At 66.3% G+C, this 17,284-nt stretch carries 16 protein-coding genes and 2 tRNA genes; 11 read left to right on the top strand and 7 right to left on the bottom strand.

Annotation, left to right across the window (positions count from 1 at the left end; genetic code table 11):
* The first annotated feature begins 29 nt into the window (after positions 1-29).
* From CAFEA_RS08760 to CAFEA_RS08745, 4 genes are read left to right on the top strand one after another with little or no spacing between them, the layout of a single operon-like run.
* A complete protein-coding gene (locus tag CAFEA_RS08760) occupies positions 30-959 on the top strand; it encodes a glycosyltransferase (protein ID WP_253704982.1) in 930 nt (309 codons plus the stop codon).
* Positions 956-2,071, top strand: coding sequence for a glycosyltransferase (locus CAFEA_RS08755; RefSeq protein WP_253704984.1), 1,116 nt, complete (start codon positions 956-958; stop codon positions 2,069-2,071). Before CAFEA_RS08760 ends, CAFEA_RS08755 begins: the two co-directional genes overlap by 4 nt.
* Positions 2,068-3,843: a glycosyltransferase gene (locus CAFEA_RS08750; RefSeq protein ID WP_063937895.1), complete on the top strand. Its 1,776-nt coding sequence runs from the start codon at positions 2,068-2,070 to the stop codon at positions 3,841-3,843. The genes CAFEA_RS08755 and CAFEA_RS08750 overlap by 4 nt, the downstream gene beginning before the upstream one ends.
* On the top strand, positions 3,812-4,606 hold the full coding sequence (locus CAFEA_RS08745) for an N-formylglutamate amidohydrolase (protein WP_063937897.1): 795 nt from the start codon (positions 3,812-3,814) through the stop codon (positions 4,604-4,606). Before CAFEA_RS08750 ends, CAFEA_RS08745 begins: the two co-directional genes overlap by 32 nt.
* A 60-nt stretch (positions 4,607-4,666) precedes the next feature.
* On the opposite strand, the gene CAFEA_RS08740 is transcribed toward CAFEA_RS08745, so the two are convergent.
* The 5 genes from CAFEA_RS08740 to CAFEA_RS08720 all read right to left on the bottom strand — a co-directional run bounded on the left by CAFEA_RS08740 (position 4,667) and on the right by CAFEA_RS08720 (position 9,755).
* A complete protein-coding gene (locus tag CAFEA_RS08740) occupies positions 4,667-5,704 on the bottom strand; it encodes an HNH endonuclease signature motif containing protein (protein ID WP_063937899.1) in 1,038 nt (345 codons plus the stop codon).
* 110 nt (positions 5,705-5,814) lie between these two features.
* On the bottom strand, positions 5,815-7,248 hold the full coding sequence (locus tag CAFEA_RS08735; RefSeq protein ID WP_063937901.1) for a cytochrome b/b6 domain-containing protein: 1,434 nt from the start codon (positions 7,246-7,248) through the stop codon (positions 5,815-5,817).
* Positions 7,248-8,177 (bottom strand): electron transfer flavoprotein subunit alpha/FixB family protein, encoded by a 930-nt coding sequence (locus CAFEA_RS08730; protein ID WP_063937903.1) that lies wholly within the window; start codon positions 8,175-8,177, stop codon positions 7,248-7,250. Before CAFEA_RS08730 ends, CAFEA_RS08735 begins: the two co-directional genes overlap by 1 nt.
* A gap of 9 nt (positions 8,178-8,186) precedes the next feature.
* The gene (locus tag CAFEA_RS08725) at positions 8,187-8,960 is read right to left on the bottom strand and encodes an electron transfer flavoprotein subunit beta/FixA family protein (protein WP_063937905.1); all 774 of its coding nucleotides are present in this window, start codon (positions 8,958-8,960) and stop codon (positions 8,187-8,189) included.
* Positions 8,961-9,020: 60 nt separating this feature from the next.
* The gene (locus CAFEA_RS08720) at positions 9,021-9,755 is read right to left on the bottom strand and encodes a DUF1542 domain-containing protein (protein ID WP_253704991.1); all 735 of its coding nucleotides are present in this window, start codon (positions 9,753-9,755) and stop codon (positions 9,021-9,023) included.
* Positions 9,756-9,895: 140 nt separating this feature from the next.
* Here CAFEA_RS08720 and CAFEA_RS08715 point away from each other — a divergent pair.
* From CAFEA_RS08715 to CAFEA_RS08695, 5 genes are all read left to right on the top strand, one after another.
* Positions 9,896-9,970, top strand: a tRNA-Gly gene (locus CAFEA_RS08715).
* Between the two features lie 139 nt (positions 9,971-10,109).
* A tRNA-Pro gene (locus CAFEA_RS08710) sits at positions 10,110-10,186 on the top strand.
* Positions 10,187-10,265: 79 nt separating this feature from the next.
* Positions 10,266-11,627: a trigger factor gene (gene tig / locus CAFEA_RS08705; protein WP_063937907.1), complete on the top strand. Its 1,362-nt coding sequence runs from the start codon at positions 10,266-10,268 to the stop codon at positions 11,625-11,627.
* 379 nt (positions 11,628-12,006) lie between these two features.
* Positions 12,007-12,603: an ATP-dependent Clp protease proteolytic subunit gene (locus CAFEA_RS08700; protein ID WP_063937909.1), complete on the top strand. Its 597-nt coding sequence runs from the start codon at positions 12,007-12,009 to the stop codon at positions 12,601-12,603.
* A 30-nt stretch (positions 12,604-12,633) separates the two neighbouring features.
* Entirely contained in the window at positions 12,634-13,254 is a 621-nt protein-coding gene (locus tag CAFEA_RS08695; protein WP_063937911.1) for an ATP-dependent Clp protease proteolytic subunit, read from the top strand.
* A 63-nt stretch (positions 13,255-13,317) separates the two neighbouring features.
* Here the strand turns inward: CAFEA_RS08695 and CAFEA_RS08690 are convergent, their stop codons facing one another.
* Entirely contained in the window at positions 13,318-13,959 is a 642-nt protein-coding gene (locus CAFEA_RS08690) for a hypothetical protein (protein WP_034998196.1), read from the bottom strand.
* A 187-nt stretch (positions 13,960-14,146) separates the two neighbouring features.
* Here CAFEA_RS08690 and clpX point away from each other — a divergent pair, with 187 nt between their 5' ends.
* Positions 14,147-15,427, top strand: a complete 1,281-nt coding sequence (gene clpX / locus CAFEA_RS08685) for an ATP-dependent Clp protease ATP-binding subunit ClpX (protein ID WP_063937914.1) — start codon at positions 14,147-14,149, stop codon at positions 15,425-15,427.
* A gap of 18 nt (positions 15,428-15,445) precedes the next feature.
* Here clpX and CAFEA_RS08680 read toward each other — a convergent pair whose 3' ends face one another.
* Entirely contained in the window at positions 15,446-16,171 is a 726-nt protein-coding gene (locus CAFEA_RS08680; RefSeq protein ID WP_063937916.1) for a TetR/AcrR family transcriptional regulator, read from the bottom strand.
* 143 nt (positions 16,172-16,314) lie between these two features.
* Between CAFEA_RS08680 and CAFEA_RS08675 the strand changes: the two genes are divergently transcribed.
* Positions 16,315-17,268, top strand: a complete 954-nt coding sequence (locus CAFEA_RS08675) for a malate dehydrogenase (protein WP_063937919.1) — start codon at positions 16,315-16,317, stop codon at positions 17,266-17,268.
* The last annotated feature ends 16 nt before the right edge of the window (positions 17,269-17,284 follow it).

Below are 17,284 nucleotides of genomic sequence, written 5' to 3'. Positions count from 1 at the left end.
CAGTATGCGAAAACGTTTATATTAGTGGGGTGCGCGTTCTGTCTATCCCCTCCGGTCACCCGTACACGCAGGCTATCCGCCCTGCCGGCGTGGAGTTTCTGCCGGACCCGGACATCGACGGCAACTGGTGGCCGCACCCGGCGCTCGAGGCCGAGTATTGGCGCGACCCGCCCGCCGTGGACCTCGTGCACATTCACTTCGGCTTCGAGCACCGCACGCCCGCGCAGATCGCCGAGCTGTGCCGCGGGCTGCCGGTGCCGCTGGTGCTCACCGTCCACGACCTGGACAACCCGCATCTCACGGATCAGACCGAGCACCACCAGCGGTTGCAATTGCTTATCGACGAAGCTTCCGCCCTGATCACCCTCACCGATCAAGCCGCCGAGGTGTTGCGCCGCGACTTCGGCGCAGCGGACGTGCGCGTGGTGCCGCACCCGCGGATCGTGGAAGACCCAGTGTTGGTGGAACCGGGCCGGCGCGCGGCGGTGTTTTTGAAATCGCTGCGCTCCAACGTGGTCGCGGACGCGCAGTTCTACGCCGATATCGCAGCGCAGGTGCCGTTGGATGTGTATGTGCATGGGGGAGCGGAGCTGTCGTCGATAGGCAATGCGAGGGTGATCGAGCACGAGCCGATGCCCGACGACGAGCTGCACGCCGCCGTGGGCCGCGCCGGGGTGTGCGTGCTGCCCTACACGCGCGGCACGCACTCGGGGTGGCTGGAAATGTGCCGCGACCTGGGCGTTCCTGTTGCGGTGCCGGACTGTGGCTGCTACGCCGGGCAAGCCGACACGCGCGAGGCGGTGGAGGTATACGCTGCAGGCGACGGGCGCGCGGCCGGTAAGGCGGCGGCGCGGCTGCTCGCCCGCGGGCCGGTGCCGTTTGCCGGCGACCGGGTGAAGCAGCTGGACGAGGTGCGCCGGGCGCACGAGGAGATTTACAGGAAAGTGGTGAGCGAGTGACCGTTGCCGCAAAACCCGCGCTGCAGACCTCGCGCACCGGCAAACTGCGCATCGCGCTGGTCGGGCCCGCGCGCTACCCGGTGCGCGAACCGTACGCCGGCGGGCTGGAGGCGTTCTGCCACACCATGGTGGCCGCGCTGCGCGAGCTCGGTCACGACGTGGACTTCTTCGCCGCCGAAGGCTCCGACGGCAACGACAAGACACTCGAACTGCCCGGGGTGGACTGGGGCGCGAACGCCGCTGACGCCACCGACACCACCTACCCTGAAGGCGGCCGCGAACGGGAAAACGCCGCGTTTGTGCAGCTGCGCCGACTGTTGGTTGCTCGCGGCTACGACGTGGTGCACAACAACAGCCTCAACCCGTACATCTTCCCCTCGGCAGCGTCGCCGGAGCCGCTGCCGATGCTGACCACGCTGCACACCCCGATGGTCGACGACATCCAGGCCGCCATCACCGCAGCCGGCCTGCGCGCCGGGCGGTTCGCCGCCGTGAGCCGCACCACCGCACGCGACTGGCGCCTGCCCAGCGAGCCGGTGATCATCCCCAACGGCGTCGACGTGGAACTGTGGCGCCCCGGCGACGGCGGCGACATCGCCGTGTGGTTCGGCCGCCTCGTGCCGGAAAAAGGCGCGCACCTGGCCATCGACGCCTGCAGCAAAGCCGGCGTGCCGCTGGTGCTGGCGGGCCGCAACGGGGACCACCACTACTTCCGCGACGAGATCGAACCCAGGCTCGGCGACGGCGCCCGATGGATCGGCGAGCTCTCCCACGCAGAACTGCGGCGCCTGGTTGCCGGGTGCGGCGTCGCCGTGGTCAGCCCGCGGTGGGAGGAACCGTTCGGCCTCGTCGCGTTCGAGGCGATGGCGTGCGGCACCCCCGTTGCAGCGTTTCGACGCGGCGGCATGGGCGAGCTGCTGCGCGACGCCCCAGCGGCGCTCGCCCCAGCCGACGACGTCGACGCACTCGCCGCCGCGATTACGCAGGCGCGTGGGATTGGCAGGGACGTGGTGCGCCGTTGGGTCGTCGATAGGCATTCGCTCTCCCAAACCGCGAGGCACTACACCGACATCTTCCGCCAGGTGGCGGCGTTTGGAAAGGTAGGAAAATGATCGGGATTTACGCCCACCACCACGGCTCCGGGCACCTGCACCGCTGCCGCGCCATCCAGCGCGAACTGCGCGCGATGGGCCACGAAGCGCAGATCCTGTCCACCGCAGGCGGGGACGTTACGCTTCTCGACGACGCCAGCGACACCCCACGGCCCCTACGCAGTGCACGCGCCATGACCGCCGGCGGCACGCTGCACTACGCGCCGTACGGGGCGCCGCAGATCGCATCGCGGTTCGCGCAGATCGCCGACTGGGTGGCAGAAAACCAGCCCGAGGCGTTCTACGTGGACGTGTCCAACGAGGTCGCCGCGTTTGTGCGTCTGATGGGCGTGCCGGTGGTGGTGCACGCGATGCCCGGCTACCGCGGCGACGCCCCGCACCAGCTCGCCTACGCGCAGGCCGACGCGATCGTGGCCGCGTGGCCGGACTGGGTCGAGGTGCCCAGCCACCTGCGGGCGCACGCCGACCGGCTGCACGCCGTCGGCGGGATCTCGCGGCTGTCCCCGCGCGAGGGGGTGAAGCGCGACCCGAACCACGTGGTCGTGATGGCGGGCCTGGGTGGCTCGACGTGGTCGCCCGAGGACTGGGAGGCGGTGCGGCGCGCCTGCCCCGAGTACCGGTTCACCTTCTTGGGCGGGGACAACCACGTCGACGACCCGACCGAGCTGCTGCAGTCCGCGGGCATCGCCGTGACCGCCGGCGGGCAAAATTCCGTGGCGGATTTGGCCGCCACCGACACCCCGGCGGTGATCCTGCCGCAGCCGCGCCCCTTCACCGAGCAAAAAGCGGGCGCGAAAGCACTCGAATGCCTAGCGACGGTACGAAACGCCTTCCCAGCCCCCGAAGAATGGCCCGAACTGCTGCGCCGCCGCGACACCGACTGGGGCCGCTGGCAGACGCACGGCGCGGCGCGCCGGGCCGCCGAGGTCATCGCCGGCGTGGCCGCCGACCCCGGCCAGCCTGCGACCTGCGTGATTACGCTTGCCGACGCGAACCGGCGCGACCACCTGACCCACCAGGTCAACCTCATGCCGATGGGCGTCGACCACGTCACCGTCGCACTCGCCGATGCTGACGTGCTGGCCAAGGCCGTGCCGAAAAGCCACGTGGTTGCGGGGCCTGACAACCTCGCCGCCGCCCGCAACCTGGGCGCGAAGGTGGCCATCCAACGCGGCGCCGAGGTGCTCGTGTTCCTCGACGCGGACTGCCTCGCCTCCGACGCGCTCGTGCCGCGCTATGTTGCGGCGCTGCAGCAGCGCCCCGACGCCGTGGCCGCCGGCCCGGTGACCTACATGGACGAGGGTCAAATCCGCGTCACCGACCCCGACCCGCACCCGGCCCGCCCCAACCCCGCCGACGGCGAGCTCGTCGACGCCGACAACTACAACCTGTTCTGGTCCCTGTCGTTCGCGCTCACCGCAAAGACGTGGGCGCGCATCGAGCGGGACTTCGGCGGCTTCGACCCCGGCTACGAGGGCTACGGCGGGGAAGACACGGACTTCGCCCGCGAACTTCAGCGCCACCGCATCCCGCTCGTCTGGGTCGGCGGCGCCCACGCCTACCACCAGTGGCACCCCGTGTCGTCGCCGCCGTGGGAACACGTCGACGACATCGTCGCCAACGCCAACCGATTCCACGACAAATGGGGAACCTTCCCCATGGAAGGTTGGTTGGAGGCGTTTGAGGCCGAAGGTGCCGTCGAGAAGCAAGAAGCCCCAGAGCGCTATATCCTGCGAAACTATGAACTTCACCATCCACGAAGGAAGCACTGACTGCCCAGTGATCGTGCACGCGCCGCACGCGTCGCGCGAGATCCCGGCCGAGGTTGCCGCCGATTTCATCGCCACCGACGAACAAATTGCGCGCGAGCTCGACCGCGTCACCGACGACCACACCGACACCCTCGCCGCGGCCGCCGCCGAGCAATCCGGCTGCGCGCCGTGGATGATCGTGAACAACCTCTCCCGCCTGGTCGCGGACCCGGGGCGGTTTTCCAACGAACGCGAATCCATGGACTCCACCGGGCGCGGCGCCATCTTCCTCAAACTCGGCGACGGCAACCCGCTGCGGCCGCTGGACATGGACATCGCCGACCTGAAAGCCAAGTACTACTTCCCGTACGCCGACGCTGTGTCCAAGCTGGTATCCGGCCGCATCCAAGACTGCGGCTGCGCCGTGATCGTGGACGTGCACTCCTACAACAACCAACCCGACGAGTACCGCATCCACCCCGGCAAACTCCTCCCGGACGTGTGCATCGGCACCCACTCCGTGCACACACCCGCCGTGCTTGCCGACGAAGCCGACCGCACCTTCACCGCCGCCGGCTTCAACGTGGAGCGCAACACCCCCTTCGCCGGGGCGTACGTGCCGGTGGACTACGACAAGAACACCTCCGTGTTGGCCGTGATGTTCGAGGTGCGCAAAGACCTGCTGGAAAATGACGAATCGCGCGTGCGCGTCGAGGCGGCCCTGGCCGAAGTGATCCGCAAGGCCGTGGAGATTTCCCGCACCGACATGGGCCGCCCGATGTAGCCGTTTTTTGGGCATGCCTGTATGCCCCGCCCGGGTGGGGCGGGGTGTTGGGGGTGGGTTTTAGTCGAAGAGCAGCTCCATCGCGCCGGGGGTGGTCATGGGGACTTGTGTGCCGTTGGGGGCGACCCAGTGGATGCGGGCGTTGGGGTTGTCGATGTAGCCGAACGGGCCGTTTTTGTTGTCGGCGTTGACCCCGTTGTGGAAGGGGCAGAGTTCGGCGAGGTTGTCCATGTTGGTCATCCCGCCGTAGCGCCAGGCGTTGATGTGGTGTGTTTGGGTGGTTTCGGCGGAGTGTTTGCAGTCGGGAAACGCACAGGCCGGGCAGAGCAGCTTCGACATGGTCTTTTGTTTGGGGTTGGCGCAGCGCTTTGCGTGGTAGAGGTTGACCGGTCCTTCTTGGGGGTGGAACGCGGCGACTTCTAGGATGTCGCCGAATTCGTGCTCCATGTATTCGGCCCCTGTCATGGTGGTGCCGTCGGTGCAGATCAGGGTGACTTCATCGCCGGTGCCGGATTGGATGCGGGTCCAGTCGGCGATCGGCACCAGGATGATCGGCCGGAAATTCGCCTTCGGTATGCCTTTGCCGTCGCGCAGGATCCCGATAAGCGTGTGGGCCATTTGGGCAGCGGCTGGGTCGTCGGCGTCGATGAGTTTGCGCAGCAGGTGCTCTAGGTCCGCCAGATCGCGCTCGTTGTAGGTCAGGATCATGGTGCGCATGCCCGCCTTGGAGCGGGAAAACCTGCACGAGGGTGGGGCTGGTTTGACGGGTTGTTTGATCAGCCGCTTGATGCGCTTGGTTAAGGCCCGATACGAGCCGCGGTGGCGCACCAAATCCAACCGGATGCGCCAGCGTTCCGCGGCTCCTTCGACGGCGAGCAGCTTTTTCTCGATGTGGATGAGTTGGTCGACGGGCATGCCCTCGGCGGCGGCTAAAGCGTCTTGTTGTTTGCGGGTGAATTGGGTCGGCCCGTAATACGCGTGGTGCACCCGCGCCAAATCGCGGACTCGGCCGGTGGACAGGCCGGCGGACATGGCTATGTCGCGGTCGAAGTCGGCGAGCATGCCCACGCCTGCGGTGACAAAGTCGGTGAAGTTCATGGCCCAGAAGCTAGGGCAACGGATGGGGCGTCGAAAAGCATCCGCGAAAAATCTGTGGATAACCGCGTTGAAGCGTCAACAGACAACGCCGGTTATCCACAGCACCAGCTTTAGCGCTTGGACACCTTGCCGGTCTTGCCTGCCACAGGCGCGACGACGGAGGCACGCGCGAAGAACCAGCCCAACGCGGTGACACCCGCCGCCACCAGGAACAACACCACGCCGATCCAGCTGGTGGCGTCCTCGCGCGCGGCGAACATTGCGTTCATGTTGCCGCGCACGCCGGTGGTGAGCACGAGGAACACGTGCACCACCACAAACGCCACGAAGTAAATCATGGTGGGGAAGTGCACCGCGCGCGCCCACGACATCGGCACGGCCTTCCACGATGCTGGCCACATCCCGCTCATGCGGAAACCGGACGCGATGGCCAGCGGGGAGGCGATGAACACGGTGACGAAGTACGACAACTCCTGCAGCGCGTTGTAGTGCAGCCAGGGGTTCTCCGTCGGCCAGTCCAGCGAGAGGTACTGCAGGCCCGCCGACACCGCGTGCGGGATAACCTCCCAGCTGGTGGGCACGATGCGCATCCATTGCCCGGTGGTAAACAGCAGCACGAAGAACACCACGCCGAGGACAACCCACGCGATGTCGAGCGCCTGGTGCAGCCACAGCGTCACCGAAATCTTCTTGCCGCCTTTCTTCGGCTGCCAGTAGGCGGCGGGGCGTTTCTCGCGGCGCACGTCGATGCCTGTTTTGATGATCAGCGCCATGAGGAACATGTTGAAGAAGTGCGCCCAGTTCAGCCATCCGGGCAGCCCGGTGGGGGCGTTGTCCGGCAGCGGCTGGATGCCGTTGTAGCGGGCGATGAAGTCGGCGCCCGCCTCGGTGCCGACGTACCAGCGCGCGCCGAACACGGCCGCTGCCAGCAGCAGGAGGGCACCAATCGCCCAGGGGAGCCATTGCCTTGCGACGCCCTCCGGTTTCCCCGCCGTCTCCACCCGAGCCGGCCGCGGGGTTGGCTGCTGGGCCGGTTCTCGGGCCGGCTGCGGGGCCGGCTGCGGGGTCGGCTCGGGCGCCGTCTTGGCGACAGCGTCGTCGACCACCGTCGCCGCCACAGGCGCCGCGGGTGCTGCCTCGGTTTCCGGCTGCGGTTCGGGCTCAGCTCCCGGTGCTGGGGCGGCGACGCGCACGGTGCCGGCGGGCGGCCACGGTTCGCCGCCCTCGACGCGCGGCATGCCTTGGCGCAGCGGCACCTCGACGGTGTGCGCGGGCTCTGCGTCGTCAACCGTGGCGGTTTCGGCAGCGGGCACGGCGGGTGCGGCAACCTTCACGGTCCCGGCGGGCGGCCACGGTTCGCCGCCCGGCACGCGCGGCAGGCCCCGGCGCAGCGGCACCTCAACGGTGTCGGCGGAGACAGGCGTCGGTGCGGCCTCAATCGGCGCGGCCTCAACCAGCGCGTCTGCAACGTTGACGGTGCCTGCGGGCGGCCACGGTTCGCCGCCCGGCACGCGGGGCAGTCCTCGGCGGAGTTCTACCTGCATTACTTGCGCGCCTCAATCTCGGAGATGATGTCCGGAACCAGGTCGAACAGGTCGCCGATGATGCCGAAGTCGGCGATGTCGAAGATGGGGGCGTCCTCGTCGGAGTTGATCGCCACGATGGTGTCGGCGGTCTGCATGCCCACCAGGTGCTGCACCGCGCCGGAGATGCCCACGCCGATGTAAAGCTTCGGGCTGACCATGACGCCGGTTTGGCCGATCTGCGCCTCGTAGGCAACCTGGCCTTCGTCGACGGCGGAGCGGGTGGCGCCGACGGCGGCCCCGAGGGCGTCGGCAAGCCCGCCGACGAGGTCCTCGAACATGTCCTCGTCGCCGAGCGAGACGCCGCCTGCGACGACCTTGTCGGCGGTGAGCAGGTCTGGGCGGTTGGAGGTGCGCTCAACCGGGGTCACGGAGAGCACTTCTGCCTCTCGACGCCCCGACGGCGCCACCTCCAACTCCCGCACCTCAGGCGTGGTCGCGTCTGCGCGCGTTTCCACAGCGCCCTTGCGCACGGTGATCACCGGCGCGGAGTGCGTCGACGCGGCGGAGGCGGTGTAGACGCCGCCGAAGTTCTGGTGCTTGGTGACGATGCCCTGGTCGTCGTGGGTGATGGCCGTGACGTCGGTAAGCAGCGCCTTGCCCTTGCGCGCCGCGAGCCGGCCAGCGGCTTCGCGCCCGCGCACGGTGTGGGCGAACAGGACGGCTGCTGGGAAGAGTTCGTCGAAGGCGGCGGCAGCTGCGTCGATAAGCGGGGCGTTGTACACGAGCACGACGGCGGCGCCGACGGCACCCAGCTCCTCGGCGTGTGCGGGGTCCTGCGCCAGCACCACCGGGGTGCCGACGGCGGATGCGGCGCCGATGAGCTCGGCCGCACCGGGGCTCACCGCACCATCGAAGGAGCGGTCCGGGACAACAAGAATCTGGGTCATGGCTGCTCCTTAAATGACGTTTTCGGATTCGAGGAAGTCCACCAGGCGGGCCGCGGCGGTGGAATTGCCGTCGATGATCTCGCCGCGCTCGCGCTCCGGGCGGCGCTCGATGCTGGTCATGATGGCGCGCGGATGCGTGAAGTCGTCCGGGTCCACGCCGAGCTCGGCGAGCGTGATGGCGTGCAGTTCCTTCTTCTTCGCGGCCATGAGGCCCTTGAAGTTGGGGAAGCGCGGGTCCGCGAACTCGTCGGCGACGGACACCACGGCCGGCAGCTGGGCCTCAAGCTGGGCGGTGGCGGCGTCAGAAGCCTGGGTGGCGCGCACGGTGTCGCCCTCGAGCGTCAGCTCGGTGAGGTTGGTCAGCACCGGCCAGTCCAACAGCTCGGCCATGAAGGGGGCGATGACGCCGGTGCCGCCGTCGGAAGACTCGGCGCCTGCGATGACAAGGTCGTAGCCCTGCTTCTCGACGAGCTTCGCCAACACCTCAGCCGTCAACGTCACATCCGCACCGGTGAGAGCCTCGTCGGAGACGATGTACGCCTCGCTCGCGCCCATGGCGATGCCGCGGCGCACCGAATCGGCGGAGGACTCCGGGCCGACGCTTAAGATCTCCACCTCGACGTTTTCGCCCGCTTCGGCGATGCGCAGCGCGGCTTCGACGGCGCGTTCGCTGACCTCGTCGGCGACGACGTCGCCGGAGCGGTCCGTCAAACCTGTCTGAAGGTTCATTTCGCGGTCACTGTACGTGTCCGGCACTTCTTTCAGCAGCACTGCAATGCGCACGGCCACTCCTTGCTCTTGAGCTTTCTGGGGTTCGCGATCGCTGTGCAGTGTAACGCACGGCTAAAAGTCGAATCCCCCGAAGTCAAAGCCGCCGCCGTCGCCGAAGCCGCCGAAGTCTCCGCCACCGGCGTCGCCCATGTCGCCCATTTCGCTCATGTCGCCGGTGCCGTCCATTCCCTCGCCGAGCCCGCCGGCCTCAAACGCCTCCGCGGACGCCACGCCGGACATGCCGGCGAACATGGTGGAGTAGAACATCATGGAGCTAGCGGCCCACACGCCGGTCATCATCGCCGGGCCCCACCACGCGGTGGAGTACCAGCCGGCCGGCACGGGGCGGCCCGCGACGGCGCCGCCGGGGTAGTAGTGCGGCGTCTGCGCGGTGGCGTGCGGCGACGCCGTGACCTGCGTGCCGTCCTGTTGGGTCACGGTGCGCTGCTCGGTCACGCGCCCTGCCTGGCGCTGGCCCTCCAGCTCCGGCAGCTGCGGGCCGGCGGGCAGGCCCATAATCTCGCGGGCCGCGTTGACGTAGTGCAGGCCCTCCAGCGCGGATTCGCGGGCCAGCATCGCCTGTTTCACGGAACGTGCGTCGCTCAGCCCGGCGGATGCCGCGTTGAAGCGTTCCGAGGCGTCGGCCATCGCCTGCTGCGATGCGGTGTCGTTGCCGGAGAGGTTCAGCACCTGCGAGCCGAGGCGGTCGGTCCACCGTTTGGCGTCGGCGTATGCGTCGTCGAATGACAGCTGCTGTTGCTGCGCCACCTGGCGGCGCGACGGCTGCACCTGGCGTTGCCCGCCCATCATCGGCAAAAACAGGATGGGGGCAAGGATGAACAGCAGAAAAAGTAGTCCGAACACAGTGGCTCCTTTGCGCGTCTGGTCACGTGTTTGGTTCAACCGTACCGGCTGCGCTAACATTCCCAACAGCGCTTTTGGCGTATGGGAATGTCGTATAGTGGCTAATACCTCAGCCTTCCAAGCTGAAGACGCGGGTTCGATTCCCGTCATTCCCTCCACACAAAAACACCGGTTCCGGTTGCGGGGCCGGTGTTTTTGTGCCCTCAATGCGGACAGTGATTCAAGCACCGCTACAATGACTGTCCTGAACCGCACACGTTCTACGAATGTGGTTCATACCGTGCGGTTTTACCGCAACGGGGCGTGGCGCAGCTTGGTAGCGCACCTGCTTTGGGAGCAGGGGGTCGCAGGTTCAAATCCTGTCGCCCCGACCAAGGCGGGCCCGTGGATTCACGGGCCCGCCACATATAGACATCTGACAATCGTTGTTTCGATCTAGTACAGGAGAAATCCGTGAAGACTTCCGTCGACAAGCTCAGCGACACCCGCGTGAAGCTCAACGTCAGCGTGCCGTTCGACGAGCTGGGCAAGGAAATTGACCAGGCTTACAAGGCCATCGCCCAGCAGGTCAATATCCCGGGCTTCCGTCGTGGCAAGGCTCCGCGCCAGCTCATCGACGCTCGCTTCGGCCGCGGCCCGATCCTGGAGCAGGTTGTCAACGACATGCTGCCGACCCGCTACGAGCAGGCCCTGGCGGAAAACGAGATTAACCCGTTGGGCCAGCCGGAGATCGAGGTCACCAAGATTGAGGACAACGACGTCGTCGAGTTCACCGCTGAGGTCGACGTCCGCCCCGAGATCGAGGTGCCGGACTTCTCCAAGATTTCCGTGAAGGTCCCGGAGCTTAAGCTTGACGACGAAGCAGTCGACGCCGAGCTGGACACCCTCCGTGAGCGCTTTGGCGAGCTCAAGGACACCAAGCGCAAGCTGAAGACTGACGACTACGCGATCATCGACCTCGAAGCGACCGTCGACGGCGAGAAGCTCGACGATGCTTCCGCCGAGGGCCTGACCTACCGCGTCGGCGCCGACGACCTGATGAAGGGCCTGGACACCGCGCTGCGCGGCATGAAGACCGACGAGGACAACGAGTTCGAGTCCGAGATCAAGTACGGCGAGCACAAGGGCGAGAAGGCGACCGTGAAGGTCCACGTCCAGCAGACCAAGGAGCGTAAGCTGCCGGAGCTTGACGACGACTTCGCGCAGATGGCGTCCGAGTTCGATACCGTCGAGGAGCTGCGCAACTCCACCCGCGAGCAGGTCGAGGAGAACGCCAAGGCGAAGCAGGCCGCGGACATCCGCGACGAGGTGCTCAAGGCTGCCCTGGCCGAGTCCAAGTTTGCCCTGCCGGAGTCCGTGGTGGACGAGCAGGTGCACAATCAGCTGCACCAGCTGCTGGGCCAGGTGGCACACGACGAGAACGCGCTGGCGCAGCTACTCGAGGCTCAGGGCACGACCCGCGAGGAGTTTGACAAGCAGTCCCGCGAGCAGGCTGAAGAGTCCGTGCGCACCCAGCTGTTCCTCGACGCTGTGGCCGACCAGGAGCAGCCGGAGGTCTCCCAGCAGGAGCTGACCGACCACATCCTGTTCACTGCGCAGTCCTACGGCATGGACCCGAACCAGTTCGTGGCCCAGCTGCAGCAGTCCGGCCAGATTGCCAACCTGTTCTCCGACGTGCGCCGCGGCAAGGCCCTGGCCATTGCCATCTCCCGCACCCAGGTCGAGGACGAGGCCGGCAACAAGGTCGACCCGAACGAGTACTTCGGCGAGGTCGAAGAGGACGAGGCTGAGACCACCGAGGCTGAGGAGAAGTAGAAACTTCTCGCGCTAGCGAGCGGCCGGGGCGTGTCTGCCCCGGCCGCTTTTGCGTGCCCGCTGCAGGATCGTTCACTCCCTCGAAGGCACGCGATGAATTAGTTCCCACTTGGACGGATGGATAGTTCACTTTCCCCAGGCCGCCGGAAACCCCGATGCAGGATCGTTCATCGTCTAGTGAACTATTTTGCAGCCCCACCCCAAACCGGGGCGCCCACCCCGACACTTCGCGGCGGAATCTGTCAGGAATCGTCAACCCCGACCCCAACCCCCACCCCAAAACCCGACCCGTACGCCGGTAGCGAACAGGCTCGGAGTTACAGAATCACCCGAGTAGGGTAGTGGCGTTACCGGATGAACTAGCAAAGGAGCGTCTTACATGACTTCCCCGACCCAAGGCATGAACCTGGGAGACTCCGTTTATGAGCGTCTCCTCCGGGAGCGCATTATTTTCCTGGGCCAGCAGGTGGACGATGAGATCGCCAATAAGCTGTGCGCCCAGATTCTGCTGCTGTCGGCGGAGGATCCGACGCGCGATATCAACCTGTACATCAACTCGCCGGGCGGCTCCGTCACCGCCGGTATGGCGATTTACGACACGATGAAGTACTCCCCGTGCGACATCGCCACCTACGGCATGGGCCTGGCGGCGTCGATGGGCCAGTTCCTGCTTTCGGGCGGCACGAAGGGCAAGCGCTACGCTCTGCCGCACGCGCGCATCATGATGCACCAGCCGTCCGCAGGCGTCGGCGGCACCGCGGCCGACATCGCTATCCAGGCTGAGCAGTTCGCGCAGACGAAGCGCGAGATGGCCGAGCTCATTGCGGAGCACACGGGCCAGACGTTCGAGCAGATTACGAAGGATTCGGACCGCGACCGCTGGTTCAACGCCCTGCAGGCGAAGGAGTACGGCATCGTGGACCATGTCATCGATAGCGCCGCCCAGGCTGGCGAGCACGCCATCGGGAACAACTAAGGCACACGAGGAATTAAGGAGACACCGACTATGACTTTCCAGATGCCCAACTCCCGCTACGTGCTGCCGCAGTTCCTGGAGGAAACGAGCTTTGGCACGAAGCAGATCGACCCGTACGGCAAGTTGTTCGAGGAGCGCATCGTCTTCCTGGGTACCCAGGTGGACGACACGTCGGCGAACGACATTATGGCGCAGCTTCTGGTGCTGGAGTCCCAGGACCCGGACCGCGACATCACGATGTACATCAACTCCCCGGGCGGTTCGTTCACCGCGCTGATGGCTATCTACGACACGATGCAGTACGTCCGCCCGGACGTGCAGACTGTCTGCCTCGGCCAGGCCGCGTCGGCTGCCGCGGTGATCCTCGCCGCCGGTGCGCCGGGTAAGCGCGCCGCGCTGCCGAACTCGCGTGTGCTGATCCACCAGCCGGCTACCCAGGGCACCCAGGGCCAGGTGTCTGACCTGGAGATTCAGGCCGCGGAGATTGAGCGCATGCGCCGTCTCATGGAGGACACGCTCGCGCACCACACCGGCCGCACCTCCGAGCAGGTCCGCATTGATACCGACCGCGATAAGATCCTGACCGCTTCTGAGTCTGTGGACTACGGCATCATCGACCAGGTCTTTGATTACCGCAAGCTCAACGGCTAAAAGCACATGAAAAACGCGCCCGGTTCGCTCCGGGCGCGTTTTGCTTTGCGACGAAACCTTCGGCTACTCCGCCTTATCCCCGGATGCCGGGTCGCAGAATGCCACGGCGTTGCGGATGGCCTCAGGCGCGGCTTCGAAGTCCTCGCGTGCCCAGCAGATATCGCCGTCGTCGGTGGTGGTCGGGTCGACGGAGACCCACCCTTGGCCCTTGGCTGCCCAGTAGTAGTCCTGTCCATCGGAGGTGACGGTGCGGGCCCATTCGCGGTCGCAGAACGTGCTGTATTCCTGGCTTCCGCTGGCCTCACCCTGGGTGGGCCAGGCGCAGGTGGCGCCCGGGCGGTCGTCGATGATGGTTTCGCGCACCGGTGCTGGCTCGCGCGCCTCCTTATTGGAGTTGTTCGAGCTGCGGGACTCGGAGCGCTTCGAGCTGGATTTTGTGGACGTGCGCGTGGACGACTTAGTGGACGAGCTTGTCGAGGACTTCTTGGTCGTGGTGGAGGACGAGGTGGTCGTTTCCTTATCGTCCTCATCGTCGTCGGACTTGGTGGTCGTCGGCGTCGGGGTGGGGGTGGTGCTGGTCTGTGGGAAGTCCAGCACGGGTTCCGCCAGGGGTTCTACGTCCGCGTTTGAGTCCGAGCAACCGGCCAGCAGCGACGCGGCGAGGGCGGCTGCGGCGAAGGCAGAGAAAGTGCGGCTGCGATTCACGGATCGGTTCCTTTCGGGGTGCGCGTTTTAGTGGCGCACCGGTGGGCACGATTGTTTAACGTGTACAGGCTAGCGGATGCGATTACGGGAAACCGCGTCATGGCCCCTTTGTGGCGTGAAAGCTATGGTTTGACGCAACGACTACACTCGGTTGGGATTGACCGAAGACGGGAGTAGATAGGCGCATATGGCAACTACGCACGACAGCGCGAACCTGCTCAAGTGCTCTTTTTGCGGGAAGAGCCAGCAACAGGTGCGCAAGCTCATCGCCGGCGGCGGCGTCTACATCTGCGACGAGTGCATCGAGCTGTGCAACGAGATCATCGAGGAGGAGCTCGCCGGCGCGCAGAACAACAAGGGCGCGGACGACCCGGACCGCTTGCCGCGCCCGAGCGGGATCACGGCGTTTCTGGACGAGTACGTCATTGGTCAAGACACCGCGAAGCGGACCCTTGCGGTGGCGGTGTACAACCACTACAAGCGGATCAAGGCGGAAGGTTCCAATGTGTCCAGCCGCAAGCGGGACGAGGACGTGGAGATCGCCAAGTCGAACATCCTCCTGCTCGGCCCCACTGGCTCGGGCAAGACGTACCTGGCGCAGACGCTTGCGCGGATGCTGAATGTGCCGTTCGCCATCGCGGACGCCACCAGCCTCACCGAGGCGGGCTACGTGGGTGAGGACGTGGAGAACATCCTGCTGAAGCTTTTGCAGGCGGCGGATTTCGACGTCAACCGCGCGCAGCAGGGCATCATCTATGTCGACGAGGTGGACAAGATCTCGCGCAAGTCCGAGAACCCGTCCATTACCCGCGACGTCTCCGGCGAGGGTGTGCAGCAGGCGTTGCTGAAGATCCTGGAGGGCACCACCGCGTCGGTGCCGCCGCAGGGCGGGCGCAAGCACCCGAACCAGGAGTTCATCCAGGTGGACACCACGAACATCCTGTTCATCGTCGCGGGCGCCTTTGCGGGGCTGGACAAGGTGGTCGCGGAGCGTGTGGGCAAGAAGGGCATCGGCTTCGGCGCGGAGATCGACTCGAAGGAGCAGCGCGACGAGGCGGACCTCCTCGCCCAGGTGCAGCCGGGCGATCTGGTGAAGTTCGGTCTCATCCCGGAGTTCATCGGCCGTCTGCCGATCCTCGCGCACGTGAACGACTTGGATCGCGATTCGATGAAGCGCGTGCTCACGGAGCCGAAGAACTCGCTGGTAAAGCAGTACAAGCGCCTGTTCGCCATGGACGGCGCCGAGCTGACCGTCACTGACGGGGCGCTCGGTGTGATCGCCGATAAGGCGGCGGAGCGCAAGACGGGTGCGCGCGGTCTGCGCGCGATTATGGAGGAGCTGCTCGTCCCCATCATGTACGAGTTGCCGGACCGCGAGAATGTCGCGGAGGTTGTCGTCGATGAGGCTGTGGCCCTCGGCGAGGGGGACCCGAAGTACATCGAGGCCGAGGAAAAGCAGTCTGCTTAAGAGCTCACCTTCGGTCCGTTAGACGATCCGGCCCTCGTCGCCGTAGATGTCGAACAGTTCGTCCGGGTCTGCATCCTCGGTAGGTGCCGGGGTGGCTTCGAGGTAGGACTCGTAGCCGGAGTACGAGATGTTTGAGGTCAGAAACGCCAGTACGGTGTCGATGACCATGCGGCGCATGCCGTCGATGTTGCGGCGGCTTTCGACGTCGACGCCGAAGACGTGTTTGGCGGTGGCGGCGTTGCCGACGCGGTAGAGGCACAGCGACGAGATCAGGGTGAGCAGGTCCACCGCGGTGATGCCGGGGCGGAACGCGCCGGCGTCCTGGCCGGCGAGCAGGAGCCGCTCGGCGTGGAGGGTGACGTCGCGCACGCCGGCGAGTGCCGAGGCGTCTTCGGCCGCTACAGCCGGGTCCAGGTTTTCCCGCAGGATCAGGCGCACGGCGTCGGGGTTGTGCAAAAAGGCGTGGTAGAGCGCGTCGACGAAGCGGCGCATCCCTTCTACCGGCACGGCGTGCGAGCGGTTGAGGATGTTTTCCGGCGGCGCGAGCTGGTCCAGCGCGAGGCGCAGCGCCGCGGCGTAGAGGCCGTGCTTGTCGCCGAAGTGGTAGTGGATCATCCGCTTGGTCATGCCGGTTTTCTTGGCCAGCGCTTCCACTTTCGCGCCGGTGTAGCCTTTGCGGGCGAACGCGGCCAGGGCGGCGTGGACCACGGAGTCAGGGGAGGTCGCGTCGGCACCGTCGGTCACGTCCGTCCCCTTTCGTTTGAAATACCCCTCAATCGTGCACCAGATGCCCACTCTCGGGCGTATAGCCGTGAAATTCCGCCCCGGCCGGGGGTAGGTTATCTGTGAGTCAACGCACATGATGTACGAGAAGAGGAGAAAGACATATGGCAAAGATCGTGGTCACTGGCGCCGCCGGTAACATCGCCTACTCCCTGCTGTGGCGCATCGCCGCCGGCGACGTCTTCGGCGACGAGCCGGTGGATCTGACCCTGCTGGAGATCCCGGCCGCGGTGCGCGCCGCGGAGGGCACCGCGATGGAGCTTGCTGATTCCGCGCTGCCGCTGGTGGGCAACATCGAGGTCACCGACGATGCCGCTAAGGCCTTCGACGGGGCAGAGGCCGCCTTCTTAGTCGGCGCGAAGCCGCGCGGCAAGGGCGAGTCCCGCTCGGACATGCTCGTTGCCAACGGCCAGATCTTCAAACGCCAGGGCGAGGCCATCAACAACGGCGCCGCCGACGGCATTCGCGTCCTGGTGGTGGGCAACCCGGCCAACACCAACGCCTATATCGCCTCGAAGGCGGCACCGGATGTGCCGAAAGACCGCTTCAACGCGTTGATGCGCCTGGACCACAACCGGGCGCAGTCGATGTTGGCGGACCGGCTGTCCGTGCCGTCGAGAAGCATTGAGCGCCTCGTGGTGTGGGGCAACCACTCGGATATGCAGTTCCCGGACGTCACCTACGCCAGCGCCGACGGCGCGCCGGTGGAGGTGGAGCGCGACTGGTACACCGAGGAGTTCATCCCGCGGGTGGCGGGGCGCGGCGCGGAGATCATCGAGGTGCGCGGCAAGTCCTCCGCGGCGTCCGCGGCCTCGGCGTCGGTGGACCACATGCGCGACTGGATGCAGGGCACGGATGGGCGTTGGGCGACGGTGGCGTTGCCGTCGACAGGCGAGTACGGCGTGGACGAGGGCCTCATGTTCGGCTTCCCGGCCACCAGCGACGGCGCCTGGCATGTGGTCGAGGGGCTTTCGCTTAACGACGACCAAAGGGCACGCCTCGACAGCAACATCGAGGCCCTGCGGAAGGAAGCCGCCATCGCCGACAAGCTGTTTTAGGGCGCTGGTTAAGATA

The sequence above is a fragment of the Corynebacterium afermentans subsp. afermentans genome (assembly GCF_030408355.1).
Taxonomy (GTDB): domain Bacteria; phylum Actinomycetota; class Actinomycetes; order Mycobacteriales; family Mycobacteriaceae; genus Corynebacterium; species Corynebacterium afermentans.
Note: the sequence above shows the minus strand (reverse complement) of the source record. Positions and strands in the feature narration are given on the sequence as shown.

Excerpts from the sequence above, each read along its gene's own strand:
- CAFEA_RS08750 (WP_063937895.1), top strand. The coding sequence starts at position 2,068 with ATGATCGGGATTTACGCCCACCACCACGGCTCCGGGCACCTGCACCGC.
- CAFEA_RS08745 (WP_063937897.1), top strand. The coding sequence starts at position 3,812 with ATGAACTTCACCATCCACGAAGGAAGCACTGACTGCCCAGTGATCGTG.
- CAFEA_RS08740 (WP_063937899.1), bottom strand. The coding sequence starts at position 5,704 with ATGAACTTCACCGACTTTGTCACCGCAGGCGTGGGCATGCTCGCCGAC.
- CAFEA_RS08735 (WP_063937901.1), bottom strand. The coding sequence starts at position 7,248 with ATGCAGGTAGAACTCCGCCGAGGACTGCCCCGCGTGCCGGGCGGCGAA.
- CAFEA_RS08730 (WP_063937903.1), bottom strand. The coding sequence starts at position 8,177 with ATGACCCAGATTCTTGTTGTCCCGGACCGCTCCTTCGATGGTGCGGTG.
- CAFEA_RS08720 (WP_253704991.1), bottom strand. The coding sequence starts at position 9,755 with ATGGGCGGGCAACGCCAGGTGCAGCCGTCGCGCCGCCAGGTGGCGCAG.
- CAFEA_RS08700 (WP_063937909.1), top strand. The coding sequence starts at position 12,007 with ATGACTTCCCCGACCCAAGGCATGAACCTGGGAGACTCCGTTTATGAG.
- CAFEA_RS08695 (WP_063937911.1), top strand. The coding sequence starts at position 12,634 with ATGACTTTCCAGATGCCCAACTCCCGCTACGTGCTGCCGCAGTTCCTG.
- clpX (WP_063937914.1), top strand. The coding sequence starts at position 14,147 with ATGGCAACTACGCACGACAGCGCGAACCTGCTCAAGTGCTCTTTTTGC.
- CAFEA_RS08675 (WP_063937919.1), top strand. The coding sequence starts at position 16,315 with ATGGCAAAGATCGTGGTCACTGGCGCCGCCGGTAACATCGCCTACTCC.